Consider the following 13507-nt stretch of genomic DNA (forward strand, 5'->3'; position numbering starts at 1 on the left):
GTGCATCACTCCCGGGGATGAGCCGAAGGTCGGGTATGTTGAGGCTTGCGGGTTGAAGGGACGGGTTTGGTTTTTGGGGCCAGGCCCGTTGTTCAGGTAACGAGGCGAGGGATACGATCGAGGGCGACCCGGACGATCTGCTGGTTGGGACAGGCGGTGGGCCATTGGACGCGGATCAAGGTCTTCATTTCGACGACACGGGCAGCGATCTTGATGAGGTGCAGGCGCAAGGTATCGAACTGGACAGTGCGCCATATTGAGCGTTTCGGCATGGCGGTGCGCAGACCCCACATAAGCCAGTAGGCACCGGCATGAAGGAACAGCCGCAACTGGTTGGCCGTGGCCTTTGTGCAGGATGTACGGTCTGCGGCGAGATGGGTTTTCCACGACTTGATGTGATTTTCCGCCTGCCCCCGCCGGCAATAGACCTGCTCGTAGAGCCAGCGGGGCGAGCCCTTTTTGAGATTGGTGACGACGAAGCGGGTGTCGGCCCCCTGATCGCCGACTTCGACGCGGGCGATGATCCGCTCGACGCGGCTCCAGCTTTTAGCGCCGTCGTGGAATGCCTTGAAGCGGCGCACCTTGCCATCGTCGGTTGCGGCCTCGAAGCGCGCTTTGGTGCTGGTTTCGAGATCGGTGACATGGCGGCGCAATGTCGAGGTCGGCGCGACGCCCAGGATGAAGTCGTGTCCGCCCGCCCGGCACCAGTCGATGACCTCGGGACAGCAATAATGACTGTCGCCGCGCAGCATGATCTGCGTTCTTGGCCAGTTGGCGCGGATTGCACGCATCAGGCGGCGCAGGAAAGCCCTGATTTCCTTGCCGCCGGGTCGTTTGGCCGGGCGTAGCACGGCAGTGATGAAGCGGCCCTCGCCATCGAACACGACGATGGGTTGGAAGCCATATTCGTCATGATGGGCATTGAATAATCGCAACTGCTGGCCGCCATGCACGGCATCGAATGTGTCATCAATGTCGAGGACAATACGCTTGGGCACGGTGCGGAAGGAATCGCAATACAGATCAACCATCGCCCGGCCCATGCCCAGCAACGCACGCGTATCAGGCAGGTTCTCCAGTCGCGAGATCGTCGGCTGCGAACATAGCGCGCGATCCGAAGGTGCCAGATCAAGGGCCAGCTTGAACATCGGGTCGACGCGCAGACTGGAGGCGTCATTGCCATCCTCGTAACCCGCCGCAATCATCATCAGCCGGAAGCGGATAATGTCGGTAAGGCTGTGGGTGATCAGATCCGGCGCGCGGGGATCTTTGATGCAGGCCGCCATGCGATCCGCAACGCCAAGGCGCTGCTCCACCTCGCGCAACAGCAAAATCCCGCCGTCTGACGATAGCAGACCGCCGTCAAATCTGACGTCCAACCGCTTGCCCGAAACAGGTGACAGACCAGGTAGCGGCAGCGTAGGATCGTCCATGGCGGGTGTAGCTTTCTTGAAATGACGTTGATCGGATTAGACAACCAAATCATACGTTAAATCAGATGCTTACGCTACATCCGCCAACCCCCGATGAATTATACGGGCTAAGTTGCGCGTAAACGGTTTGACGGGCCTGCGCGTTGCCGACGCCTCCATCATGCCGCGCATTCCTGGCGTCGCAACCATGGCGACATGCGTGCTCATCGGCGAACGCATGGCCGAAATCATCTCGCCTAAGGCCTGAGCCGGCGAAATTCGCAACGGAGGTAAATATGGAAACCCAATTGGTGATCGGCAATGTCGCGGCGAACGCGGAAGGCGGGCGCACGTTCGAGCGGCGCAATGCATTAACTGACGAGATTGTCACGACAGCTGCTGCGGCAAGCGTTGCTGATGCCAGCCGTGCAGCTGATTCCTCGCAGGCCGCATTCGGGGCCTGGTCACACACCGGGCCCACAGAACGCCGAAGGCTCCTGCTCAAAGCGGCGGATATCCTCGAGGCTATGGTCCCTGATTTCGTACCGGTCATGGCGCAGGAGATCGGCGCGTCCGAACTTTGGGCCAGTTTCAATGTGATGGCGTCCGCCAACCTGATCCGCGAGGCCGCGAGCCTCGTCACCCAGATCCAGGGCGAGACAATCCCGACCGACAAGCCGGGCACATTGTCCATGACGTTGCGACAGCCGGTGGGCGTGGTGCTGAGCATCGTTCCATGGAACGGCCCCGTCATCCTGGCGGCCCGAGCGATCGCCTATCCGCTCATGTGCGGCAACTGCGTGGTATTCCGTGCATCGGAGGCTAGTCCCAGGACCCACGCGCTGCTGGCTCAGGCCTTCTACGAGGCCGGCTTCCCCAGCGGTGTCCTGAATTTCGTGACCAACGCTCCTGAAGATGCGGCCGACGTAATCGACACCCTGATCGCGCATCCTGCCATCCGCCGCATAAACTTCACAGGCTCTACGCGGGTGGGACGCATCATCGCGCAGAAGTCTGCGACCCATCTGAAGCGGTGCCTTCTTGAATTGGGCGGCAAGGCTCCCTTCGTCGTCCTGGACGACGCGGATATCGAGGGCGCCGTGAATGCGGCGATCTTCGGCAGCTTCCTGTACCAAGGGCAAATCTGCATGTCGACGGAACGCTTCGTAGTCGATGAGAGTGTCGCCGATCAATTTACTACGCGCTTCGCCGAACGCGCAGCCGCCCTTCCGGCCGGTGATCCTGCGGCCGGTCCGGGATGTGTCGTTGGACCGATGATTGGGCGGGCTTCGGGCCAAAGGATCAATAGTCTCGTCGAGGACGCTCTTGCGAAGGGCGCGAAGATTATCGCAGGCGGCTATGCCGACGGAGCGACCATGCCCGCCACGATCGTCGATCATGTGACGTCCCAGATGGAAATCTATGACGAGGAGACGTTCGGTCCGGTCACCACGATCGTACGCGTGAAAGGCGTCGAGGAGGCGGTGAGGGTTGCGAACGACACGGCATATGGTCTGTCCGCAGCGGTGTTCGGGCAAGATGTTACCCGCGCGCTGGATGTCGCTCGTCGTATCGATTCGGGCAGCGTCCACATCAACGGCGCAACCGTCCAGAACGAGCCGCAGGCGCCTTACGGAGGCATGAAGAACAGCGGTTATGGCCGGTTCGATGGCCGCGCTGTCGTTGACGAGTTTACCGAGCTCAAATGGGTCACGATCGAACCGGCCGGCCAGCCGTACCCATTCTGATCCCCTTGGGCGCGGTTGGCCGCGCCCAAGGGCAAGCCATCAAAATCCAAAAAAACCACGTGCGATGCCGTTCGAGGGGTGAGGCCGCACGTCTATCAGAGGAGGAAAATCATGCGGGCCTATTCCATCTTGATGTTTTCAGTCGGGTGCGCGCTTTCCGCTGCAGATGCCCATGCGACCGAAGGCGGCGGCGGCGCCTATCCAAATGGTGCGGAAAGTCTGATGGTGGCACCCCTGCCGCCGCCCGGTACCTATCTGCTTAACTATACGAACTATTACACCGCGGACCGGCTCAACGATGCCGATGGCAACAGCATGGTCCCCGACTTCTCGATCGACGCCTATGCCCAGGTTTCCCGCTTCGTACACGTGACCGACAAGAAAATCCTCGGTGCGACCTGGGCGATGCAGGCCTTCGTTCCGCTGGTCAGCCTCACCGTGCACGCGGGCGGCGCACGCGACAGCCGCTTTGGTCTGGGCGACATGATCGTCACGCCGGTGGTGCTGGGCTGGGAGGCCGGTAATACCCATATCACTGCGGCCGTCGATACGTGGGTGCCAACGGGAAAGTATAATCGTGAAAACCTCGCCAACATCGGGAGAAACACATGGAATTTCGAACCGGTGCTCGCGATGACATATCTCGATCCGGCCGGAAAATTCGATCTCTCCGTGAAGCTGATGTATGACTTCAGTACGAAGAACAAGGCGACGGACTATCAGTCCGGACAGGAATTCCACACTGATTTCGCAGCGGGTGTAAACCTCAAGAAGCTGACATTGGGGGTGAACGGCTACTATTACAAACAGACGACGGACGACAAACAGGGCGGGCTGCGGGTTGGCGCAGATGGTTTCAAAGGCGAGGCTTTCGCCCTTGGTCCGGTCGTGCGCTATCAGGCAGGCAAAATCCCGATCTCCTTTCAGTGGCAGCATGAGTTCATGGCGCATAACAAGCCGCAAGGTGACAAGTTCTGGCTAAAGAGCGTCTTCCGCTTCTGATACCCGCGCGGGGCGACGGCCCAGATGTTCGCCCCGCGCCGTTAAGACTTTCAACATGTCACGGATAGGAGTGTATGCCTGTCGACGAGCGCAAACCGAAGGATCGATAGTGGATGTCAGTGAGATGATGAAGGCGGCTGTTCTGCATGAGCCGGGCGGGCCTGAGGCACTCATAATCGAGCAGCGAGAGATACCGCAGCCGATCGCGGGCGAGATACTGATACGGGTGAAGGCCTTCGGATTGAACCGCTCGGAGCTATTTACCCGGCGGGGGCAATCGCCTGGAGTCACGCTGCCCAGGATACTTGGCATAGAAGCGTCGGGGGTTGTGGCGGCCGCGCCCGGTGGCGAGTTCCAGGTTGGAGAGACTGTGGTTTCGGTAATGGGGGGGATGGGGCGCAAGTTCGACGGGGGCTATGCAGAATATACCTGCGTACCCGCCGCAAATGTAAGAGCCGTCACGACTGCGCTGTCGTGGGAGCGGCTTGGCGCTTTACCGGAGATGTTGCAGACCGCATGGGGCTCATTGTCCCGAGGTCTGCGAGTGGTGCCGGGCGAGCGGTTGCTGATTCGCGGGGGCACAACCTCAGTCGGCCTAGCCGCAGCAGCTATTGCCAAGACGCTGGGTGCAGAGGTCGCCGCCACGTCGCGCCGTCAGACAGGCCAGGAGATCGTCCGCGCCGCCGGAGCCGACCTCTTCATCCTCGATGAGGGGCTCGTGGCTCCGTCGGTGCACAAACTCTGGCCCGGCGGCGCAGACAAGGTGCTCGAACTCGTGGGTACTACAACCTTGGCGGACTCCCTGGCGTGCATCCGTGAACCAGGTGCAGTGTGCATGGCGGGCATGGTTGGCGATGCATGGTCGCTGCGCGACTTCGCTCCGATGGACGTCATTCCCACAGGTGTTTCGCTCACCACCTATTCTGGCGACGTCGCGGACTTCATGGCGATGCCGCTTCAGAAACTGGTGGATCAGGTAGAGGGTGGCAAACTACCTGTCACGATCGGAAAGACGTTCACTCTCGACCGTTTGGGAGACGCACAGGATGGGAGGGATATTAGGCTATGCCCGCGTCAGCACCGGTGACCAGGACGTGGCCGGCCAGACCATGCGACTGGAGAAGGTCGGCGCCATCAAGGTGTTCACCGACGTCATGTCGGGCAAGAGCATGGAGCGTCCGGGTCTGGCCGAGCTGATCGCCTATGCCCGAAGGGGCGACACGCTGGCAGTGGTCCGCCTTGATCGGCTCGGGCGTTCGCTGGCCGAACTGCTCGCCACGGTCGAGGCGCTGCGCGGCCAAGGTATCGCGCTCCTGAGTCTTGAGGAAAAGATCGACACATCGTCGGCCGCCGGCGAACTCATCTTCCATGTGTTCGGGGCCATTGCCCACTTCGAGCGGCGGCTGATTTCCGAACGCACCAAGGATGGCATCGCCGCCGCCCGTGCCAGGGGCAAGTTACCTGGCCGTCAGCCGCTCGACATGAGCAAGGTCCATGCTGCCATCAAACTGGTCGAAGCGAGTATCTCGCCGACAGAAGCGGCACGGCAACTCGGCATCGGCCGATCAACCATATATCGAGAAATGCGCCGCCTTGGCGTGGAAAGGCCCGCCTGAATGTCCAGATCAAAATCGGTTCACGATCTTTCGGGCCTGATGAAATATGCGGAACGGGCGCCATGGGATGAAGCGATGGCTGAAATGCTGTCCGCGCATCTTGGCCCAGCGTGCGAAGCAACCGGACTCGAGCCAGACGCCATATTCGAAATCATCGGTGATCACTGGCAAGGGCCGCTATGGGGCTGTTTCTTTGAAGATCTGCTGACGCAGGAACTGGAACCTGACGGTGGCAATCTGGTCGATGACTATCTCAAGCGCCGGGGCTGGAACGAAAAGGCGCCGAACAAAGCCTATATGCGCGCACTACGCGATACGGTCATGTCGCTCTATGAAGTCAGCGAAGTGGTTCCCGGCCAATCGATGACCTTGCGCGATCTGCTGCGCGACGTCGCCCCGGTGACGGTGCGGGAACACGGTGCGACCCAGACCCTCGTCAACTGGGACAAAATCGCCGCAAGAATTGTTGACGTGAACGGTCGGCACGGCATTTCCGGGGCACTCCTGCCGTTCAGCGCAGATGGCGCCGTGCGCGTAATCGACGCGCTTTCCCGACTTGTGGACGATGCACAGGGCACTGTCGGATTGGATCCCCTAGACAAGGACGCGCTCTTGCGGGCATCGGGGCCGATGTTCACGAACATGTGGCTGCTCGACTGTCTGGGTAAGGCCATTCCCGGCAGCTCGCCGGATATGGTCAACGCGGACGGTGATGACCTTGTGTTCCACCGTATCGTTTTTCCGCTGGCAAAGGGCGTGATCGGCAAAAGCGTGGTTCGCAGGCTGAACGCGGCTCAATGGCTGGAACCTGCGAGCGACACGTTCTGGAACTGGCTGGCACCGGTGACGAAGAAGAGGACACCAGAAACGACCAAAGGCGGGCAGGCTTTTGTGACAACCATGGAGGACGGCACACCCGTTTTTGCCAATGTCGAGTTGGCTGGACGCAAACTGATCGTTGAGGTCAACAGCGCCGCCCGCGCTGAACAGGCGATTGCGCAGATGAGCGAGTGGCTTGGTGATTGCGTGAGCACACCTATGACCGAAATCCGGACTCTGGCCCAGTTCATGGCCGATGACGCCGCCCGCGCTCCGCAGGAAGTGCCGCTCGATATCCCGCCGGACGAAATCGAACGCATCGTTCATCAGATGCTGACACGCGAATATACCAAAACGCTTGATGAAGCGGTGCCGGCCCTCGGGCACAAGACGCCACGCGCTCTGGCCCGCACGAAGGCAGGCCGACCAAAAGTGGCCGACTGGCTCAAATATATAGAGAATGGCGCGGCAAAATCCGGTGCTGGTGATCCGATGGCCACCTATGATTTTACGTGGATGTGGCGAGAGCTGGGCATCATCGACCTGCGCCGTTGATCGCCATCACAGCGCCGTTCTTGCACTGTTCTCGCTTAGCGTTGTCTGGCGTACCTTCCACGCTATGCCCTCAGGGAGGCCCCGGCGCGCGTGAGCGCGCCGGAACTGGCCGAACTTGGCGTGCAACCCGGTCCTGTCGATTATGCTTCGGGAACGAAAGGGCGGGTGCCCTTGGTGTTCCCCCCGGTGGCAACTGCCACCACTGACGGGGCGCGGCCCTGGGCCGCTCGATCCTATGTGGCAGCTGACAGACTAGTAGGCGCGCGGCCCTGGCCGCTCATTTTCAGCGCTCGCGGTCCTTTGATTTCTCGGCCGCCTGTGTCGGTGATTTGCCTTCGCGCAATGTTGCGGCGACATGCGCCTTTGCGCTTTCGACGATCTGCGCCAGCTGTTCCTTCGATGCGCCGCGCTCGGTAGCTGTGGCGACGCGCTTATCAATGGCGAGCTGGAATTGCGCGAACCTGGCATCGGCCCGGTTCTGCTCAGGCGAGTTTTTCTCGAATTGCGCGGCAAGGCGTAGATCAACCTGACTGACGCCGGGAGGCATGACTTGCAGACGTAGCGCGCGATCGGCGGCCTGAATGTCGCGGTCGGTCATTTTCGAAAGGAAATCTGCGGCGCCCGCGCTGATGGCGCGGACTCTTTGCAGCGGGTCCATGCCCTCGGACCAATTGACCTCGATCTGATGATAGCGGCGTTGCTCAATCAGCTGAAGGTGGTGCATCGGCCCTTTGGGATCGCGGAAAAAGGCAAGCTCCTGCGCTGAACGTGCGGCCAGCTGGCGCATGTCAGCGGACGTTTCCGCGATCCGGTTAAGCTGCTCATGCTGCCGCGACGCAACGGTTTGCGCAGTAGGTAGGTAACGGCTAATTTGATCCTTGGCCTGCTCGATACTCATTGCGCGTCGTTCGCCAACTGGCATGAGAGATTCCATCGAGGGCGGAAACGCGATGCCCGCTGGCCCACGCGCTGGCTCGACGCGGTTCTGTTCGAGCGGCATTGCATCGCGGATGACTTTGGCGAGGGAGGCGTGATTTCCGGTATGGAAGCTATCGCGGCTCGCCTCCATCCAGTCCTTCGGCCCCATTGCCTGGATCGAGACGAATTTTTCGGCCGCAAGGGAATGTAGCTGCAAGTGCAGCCGCATGGTGCGACCATTGCCCTCACGGAACGGATGAACGGCATTTAATTCGGAAATATGTCGCCCCATGGTATCGGCAAAGCGATCACGATCCATCGACTTGAGGGTTTGGAGGTCGGGCAGCTGCTTAAATTCGTGCTCCATGCTGCGGGCAATGAAGTGCGCTCGGGCAAAAGTGCTGCCGGGTTTGCTTATGTCCACAGTCCGAAAGCGCCCCGCCCAATCATATACATCCTGAAACAGATGATTGTGCAGTTCGCGATACTCGCGCGCATTCGTCGCCGGCATGGCGCGCTGCACAATCAGCTCGCCATGCCGGACAACCGAGAAGAAAGCTTCTCGCTCCTTGAGAATATTATCGTCGCGGATTCCCAGCTTGTTCCGTAGAACGTCGCTGTTACGCCAGGTGTAAGGGTCGCTCACCAATCATGCAGCAAGTTTCTGGCGGGACAGAACATCACGGTTGTAGTCCTGCGCCAGACCAATCGCCACATCGACGGGAATTTGGGTTTCGACCAACAGCAAACAAAAAGAATGGTCATCCGAAACCAATTCAAGTCCTTCAATCTTGCAATTTGCGATTGCTTCGCAATAAGCTGCCATCACGTCAGGAATGTCTTCCTGCCGACGCGGCTCATACCCCATCGCCTTGATGCGATTCCTGTAGGTGTCGATGATATTTTCCATTTTGCACCTAAAAACGACCTGCTCCCGCCCATAGTTAACATGTCGGGATTTGTATATAAACCACATTGAGTAGCCCCCCATATTTCACTTTCCTGAAATGAGACGCCGCGCAAGCGCGGCGTCTCGTGCATTTTGCGGGGCGGGGCATTCAATCCGCTTGGTCGGTCATCATCGCCAACAGGTAGTCGGCGGCGTTCTGCGCCTCGCGGGCTGCCTCAAAAATGGCGCGCTTGTCGTTGCGGAGCGCGGTCAACCAGTGCTCGATATCCGCGGCATGGTCTTCGCGTTCCTCGACCTTGAAACCGACAATCGCGCCGAGGAAGGATGCGCCCAGCTCCACGAGTTCGTCCCTCGCATAGTCGGCGCGGCTCGTTGAAATCAGGGTTTTTCGGTTGAGGCGGCTTTCATGCCCTGCATGATGCACGGCCTCATGCGCAAGCGTGGCATAGTAGCTGTCTCTTATACACATCTAGATGTGTATAAGAGACAGGCGCTGGCCCAAAGGCTGAGGACAGTGATCCCACGATAGGCAACCCCATTGTGCCGGAGCGGAATGGTCGGCCCACCGCTCCACGGCTTCACCCAAGGCTTTGTCCCCGCTTCCAGCATCGCAAGAATGTCGTCGGTAACGGCCTGATAAATGTCGATCTGGTTCGTTTCCTTAGCCATTTTTCACTCCTTTAGGCGAAGCCGCTGCCTGCGGCCTGCGGCTCTGACCCGCTGGCGAAGCGCGGGATGGGGAGGGGGAAGCAAAATCGATGGGAGTGGTGCGGGCGGCCCGACTAGGGAGGCCCCGGCGCGCGCGAGCGCGCCGGAACTGGCCGCACTTGTCGGGCAACCCGGTCCTGACGATTATGCTTCGGGAACGAAAGGGCGGGTGCCCTTGGTGTTCCCCCGGTCGCAGCTGCCACCACCGGCAAGGTGCGGCCCTGGGCCGCTCGATCCTATGTGGCAGCTGACAGACTACTAAGCGCGCGGCCCTGGCCGCTCATTATGGCGGCGGGTTGCATGATTTCGTGTGGAATCTAAACCAGTTGCCAGATGAAACAGCAGGTGGATCAGAAATGGAGTTCGTTCGCAGAATATTTGGGGCCGTAGAGCCGCGCTACCTCATCCGGGCCTATATTTTTGGCGCTCTGTTCTTCGCCTTCATGATGGCGCTAGGCCCGAAAACCCCGTTCCTGATTATCTACTTTCTGATCTGCACGGCGCTATTCCCATTTGCCAAGATGGTTTGGGACACGGGAATGGATACGATGCGCGGCAACACGATATTCGTCATGCCAGCGCTGATACTGATCGTGCTCAAGCTGTTCATCAACATGATGCTGTGGTGCTTTGCGCTGTTCATCGCACCCATCGGAATTTTCTTCCTCAACAGGCGCATTCGCTAATCGCAAAGGCGGGGCGGTGGCAGCTGCCACCGCCCCCAAGTTTGCGGGGAGCGCGGGAGTGAAGCGCGCTCCCCGTGCCGTCATGCCGCTTGGCTTTCGCTATCGGCGGCATCGGGCAAGGCAGAGGGTCGAAGGGCGGGGGGCAGGATGCGCCGCCCCGCAAGGCGCTCGTTGACCGTCACGGCAAGGTCAGAGCGCTTCATGGTCCGGCAATTCTCTACAGCGTCGTTGCCGCAACCTTCGGCCAGCAGCTTCAAGAGCGTGGCCTTGCTAAGCTGGTCATAGAATACCTGATTAGGTTCCCACTTATCAGCCATGTCGATCTGCGCGGCTCCGACGATCTGCGCCAGCTGGCGGTCGCGGTCGCTGTGGAACGAAAGGCTCGTGATCTGCGAGGCAACGCAGTAGGCCAGCAGCCGCAATTTCGCCTCACTGTCCATCTGGCGCATGTCGTCCAGCGTGGGTGTTTCGGCCAAGCGATCAAGATCGGCCCTCGCGATCTCGTCAATGTCGGCAATCGTGGAATGGCCCATGACCGCATCGTCAACATGGAAGCGGTTCTTCTCGGCCGTAATTTCGGCGGCTTGTTGCCACGAATAAGCGTTGCCGCGAACCTGCCCCAAGAGGCCCGTCAAGAGCACGTCCAGCGCCAGTTCCGGGTCGCTGGCAAGGGCTTCCCGAACCGCCATCGTGCGGATGCCGCCCAGCTGATCCATGACCTTTTGCGAGTAGTCGGGGCGGGGAGGCTTGGGGCCATCGGCAGCGCTGCCCTTGGCGTGGCGGGTGAACGCGACCTGTTCGATACCGTCATGGCCGATGAAGACGATAAGGGAGTGCTCGGCCTTCTGCTCGGCAGTGAAAACACGGCAAGCCGATACGATAGCGTCCTGCTTGCGGGTCAGGGCGCGCAACTCGTCGTCATAGTCGTGCTCGTCCTCGTCCACCTCGCTTTCCCGCTTGGCGATTGCCGCCTCGATCTCGACCAGCTGCGCCGTTTCTTCCTCGGTCGGATCGCGCTCGCCAGCGGGTTCCAGATGGCCGCGCATCCAGTAGGAATCGGGCCGGTAGAGCTGCCCTTCTGCATCGCGCCAGCCATCTTCGCGCGCCGCCTTGGCGATGGCGTCGAGCCGATCTTGCACAAGGTCCATGACAAGGCCCGCATCATCGCAATAGCGACGTTCTCCGAAAAGATCGGTGGTGAAGGTGCCGCCTGCGGCGCAATAGGCTTCCTCGCCTACAATGCGGAAATGCTTGTCGGTATCGGCAACCTTCTCCTGGGTGAGCATGGCGCGGATTTGGTGGGCGTTGTCGCCGGTGCGCTTGAAAACCTCAAGCTGGCGGTCCTGATCGTCGGTCAGCGCGAAAGCCTGCGCCGCGCCCATGCCGATTTCGTCTTTCTGGAAGGCTTTGAGAATGGTCGGGTGCAGCGCCGCCAGCTTCAACACGCGGCGGACATAGGCGGGGGAGACGCCGAACGATGCTGCAACATCGTCAACGTCCTTGCCGCTGTCGATGATCGCCCGATAGGCTGCGATGGCATCGGCGGGGTGCATGTCCTCGCGCTGCGCGTTCTCGGCAAGCGAGATTTCCAGCGCCTCGTCCTTGCTGCGGATTTCAACGGGAACCTCGAAAGTGCCGGGGATGGTCTTTGCCTTCTGCAACAGCTTCAAGGCCCGGTAGCGCCGCCCTCCGGCGCAAATCCTGATTTTGCCGTCTTCGTCATAGCCGATCAGGTTTTGCAGCACGCCCCGCGCCTGAATGTCGGCTGCGAGGGCTTCGATTTCCTTGGGCTTCACCTTCCGCACATTGAGGTCGGAAAGCGCCAGCTTGTTCAGTTGGATGGTCTGGATGGTCATTTTTCACTCCTTTAGGCGAAGCCGCTGCCTGCGGCCTGCGGCTCTGACCCGCTGGCGAAGCGCGGGATGGGGAGGGGGAAGCAAAATCGATGGGAGTGGTGCGGGCGGCACGACTAGGGAGGCCCCGGCGCGCGCGAGCGCGCCGGAACTGGCCGAACTTGGCGTGCAACCCGGTCCTGTCGATTATGCTTCGGGAACGAAAGGGCGGGTGCCCTTGGTGTTCCCCCGGTGGCAGCTGCCACCACCGGCAAGGCGCGGCCCTGGGCCGCTCAAACTATCGCGTTCGCTTTAAGAAGGAGAACCAGCGGCGGCGGGGGGGCTTTACGACAATGGGAGGATCGACATGATCTGCGCCAGCTTCATTCCATAGGGCTTGCCAGCGTTCCGATTCAGCGCGGAGAGCTGCGGCTCGTTCATCAACCGCCCGCAAGCGTCTATGATAATCGTGAGTGGACCTGCTCATGAAAACGCTGTGCGCCTGAATGGCTAATGGATGGTGGTGTTCCAGGGTTAAGTCTGGATGGCTCTGTTGCAAAAATCGTGAAGCTTGAGCATGCTTGGCGGAGATTGGACGGACGGAACGATGACGGATTTCAAGTGGCGCCATTTCCAGGGTGATGTGATCCTGTGGGCGGTGCGCTGGTATTGTCGCTATCCGATCAGCTATCGCGACCTTGAGGAAATGCTGGCGGAACGCGGCATTTCGGTCGACCATACGACGATCTATCGCTGGGTCCAGTGCTACGCCCCGGAGATGGAGAAGCGGCTGCGCTGGTTCTGGCGGCGTGGCTTTGATCCGAGCTGGCGCCTGGATGAAACCTACGTCAAGGTGCGGGGCAAGTGGACCTACCTGTACCGGGCAGTCGACAAGCGGGGCGACACGATCGATTTCTACCTGTCGCCGACCCGCAGCGCCAAGGCAGCGAAGCGGTTCCTGGGCAAGGCCCTGCGAGGCCTGAAGCACTGGGAAAAGCCTGCCACGCTCAATACCGACAAAGCGCCGAGCTATGGTGCAGCGATCACCGAATTGAAGCGCGAAGGAAAGCTGGACCGGGAGACGGCCCACCGGCAGGTGAAGTATCTCAATAACGTGATCGAGGCCGATCACGGAAAGCTCAAGATACTGATCAAGCCGGTGCGCGGTTTCAAATCGATCCCCACGGCCTATGCCACGATCAAGGGATTCGAAGTCATGCGAGCCCTGCGCAAAGGACAGGCTCGCCCCTGGTGCCTGCAGCCCGGCATCAGGGGCGAGGTGCGCCTTGTGGAGAGAGCTT

General features: G+C 60.3%; 14 protein-coding genes. 8 read left to right on the forward strand and 6 right to left on the reverse strand.

The window, feature by feature from the left end; all coding sequences use genetic code 11:
* Nucleotides 1-92 precede the first annotated feature (92 nt).
* Nucleotides 93-1433 carry an IS1380 family transposase gene (locus tag FE851_RS21830; RefSeq protein ID WP_043155119.1) on the reverse strand — a complete coding sequence of 447 codons (1341 nt, stop codon included), beginning with the start codon at nucleotides 1431-1433 and terminating at the stop codon, nucleotides 93-95.
* A gap of 112 nt (nucleotides 1434-1545) precedes the next feature.
* On the opposite strand from FE851_RS21830, the gene FE851_RS21835 reads away from it, so the two are divergent.
* From FE851_RS21835 to FE851_RS21860, 6 genes are all read left to right on the forward strand, one after another.
* Entirely contained in the window at nucleotides 1546-1680 is a 135-nt protein-coding gene (locus FE851_RS21835; RefSeq protein ID WP_261371155.1) for a GMC oxidoreductase, read from the forward strand.
* A 28-nt stretch (nucleotides 1681-1708) separates the two neighbouring features.
* Entirely contained in the window at nucleotides 1709-3160 is a 1452-nt protein-coding gene (locus FE851_RS21840) for an aldehyde dehydrogenase (RefSeq protein WP_019054682.1), read from the forward strand.
* 111 nt (nucleotides 3161-3271) lie between these two features.
* Nucleotides 3272-4162, forward strand: a complete 891-nt coding sequence (locus FE851_RS21845) for a transporter (RefSeq protein ID WP_067736862.1) — start codon at nucleotides 3272-3274, stop codon at nucleotides 4160-4162.
* Nucleotides 4163-4286: 124 nt separating this feature from the next.
* Nucleotides 4287-5249, forward strand: coding sequence for a zinc-binding dehydrogenase (locus tag FE851_RS21850; RefSeq protein WP_222422990.1), 963 nt, complete (start codon nucleotides 4287-4289; stop codon nucleotides 5247-5249).
* A complete protein-coding gene (locus tag FE851_RS21855) occupies nucleotides 5209-5778 on the forward strand; it encodes a recombinase family protein (RefSeq protein ID WP_067736860.1) in 570 nt (189 codons plus the stop codon). Before FE851_RS21850 ends, FE851_RS21855 begins: the two co-directional genes overlap by 41 nt.
* On the forward strand, nucleotides 5779-7152 hold the full coding sequence (locus tag FE851_RS21860; RefSeq protein WP_019054770.1) for a hypothetical protein: 1374 nt from the start codon (nucleotides 5779-5781) through the stop codon (nucleotides 7150-7152). It abuts the gene before it with no gap.
* A 283-nt stretch (nucleotides 7153-7435) separates the two neighbouring features.
* Here the strand turns inward: FE851_RS21860 and FE851_RS21865 are convergent, their stop codons facing one another.
* The 4 genes from FE851_RS21865 to FE851_RS27000 all read right to left on the reverse strand — a co-directional run bounded on the left by FE851_RS21865 (nucleotide 7436) and on the right by FE851_RS27000 (nucleotide 9649).
* Nucleotides 7436-8716: a Fic/DOC family protein gene (locus FE851_RS21865; protein ID WP_066560134.1), complete on the reverse strand. Its 1281-nt coding sequence runs from the start codon at nucleotides 8714-8716 to the stop codon at nucleotides 7436-7438.
* A 3-nt stretch (nucleotides 8717-8719) separates the two neighbouring features.
* A complete protein-coding gene (locus tag FE851_RS21870) occupies nucleotides 8720-8980 on the reverse strand; it encodes a hypothetical protein (protein ID WP_022684640.1) in 261 nt (86 codons plus the stop codon).
* Nucleotides 8981-9128: 148 nt separating this feature from the next.
* Nucleotides 9129-9449, reverse strand: a complete 321-nt coding sequence (locus FE851_RS26995; RefSeq protein WP_261371156.1) for a zincin-like metallopeptidase domain-containing protein — start codon at nucleotides 9447-9449, stop codon at nucleotides 9129-9131.
* Complete coding sequence (locus FE851_RS27000) at nucleotides 9440-9649, reverse strand: ArdC family protein (RefSeq protein WP_261371157.1); 210 nt, start codon at nucleotides 9647-9649, stop codon at nucleotides 9440-9442. The genes FE851_RS26995 and FE851_RS27000 overlap by 10 nt, the downstream gene beginning before the upstream one ends.
* Nucleotides 9650-9984: 335 nt before the next feature.
* On the opposite strand from FE851_RS27000, the gene FE851_RS21880 reads away from it, so the two are divergent.
* Nucleotides 9985-10374 (forward strand): hypothetical protein, encoded by a 390-nt coding sequence (locus FE851_RS21880; RefSeq protein ID WP_222422991.1) that lies wholly within the window; start codon nucleotides 9985-9987, stop codon nucleotides 10372-10374.
* An 80-nt stretch (nucleotides 10375-10454) separates the two neighbouring features.
* On the opposite strand, the gene FE851_RS21885 is transcribed toward FE851_RS21880, so the two are convergent.
* The gene (locus FE851_RS21885) at nucleotides 10455-12230 is read right to left on the reverse strand and encodes a ParB/RepB/Spo0J family partition protein (RefSeq protein ID WP_145206745.1); all 1776 of its coding nucleotides are present in this window, start codon (nucleotides 12228-12230) and stop codon (nucleotides 10455-10457) included.
* Between the two features lie 583 nt (nucleotides 12231-12813).
* On the opposite strand from FE851_RS21885, the gene FE851_RS21900 reads away from it, so the two are divergent.
* Nucleotides 12814-13507: IS6-like element IS6100 family transposase (locus tag FE851_RS21900; RefSeq protein WP_060578483.1), on the forward strand; the 694-nt coding region annotated here is incomplete at its 3' end.

The sequence above is a fragment of the Sphingobium sp. B2 genome (assembly GCF_007693735.1).
Taxonomy (GTDB): domain Bacteria; phylum Pseudomonadota; class Alphaproteobacteria; order Sphingomonadales; family Sphingomonadaceae; genus Sphingobium; species Sphingobium xenophagum.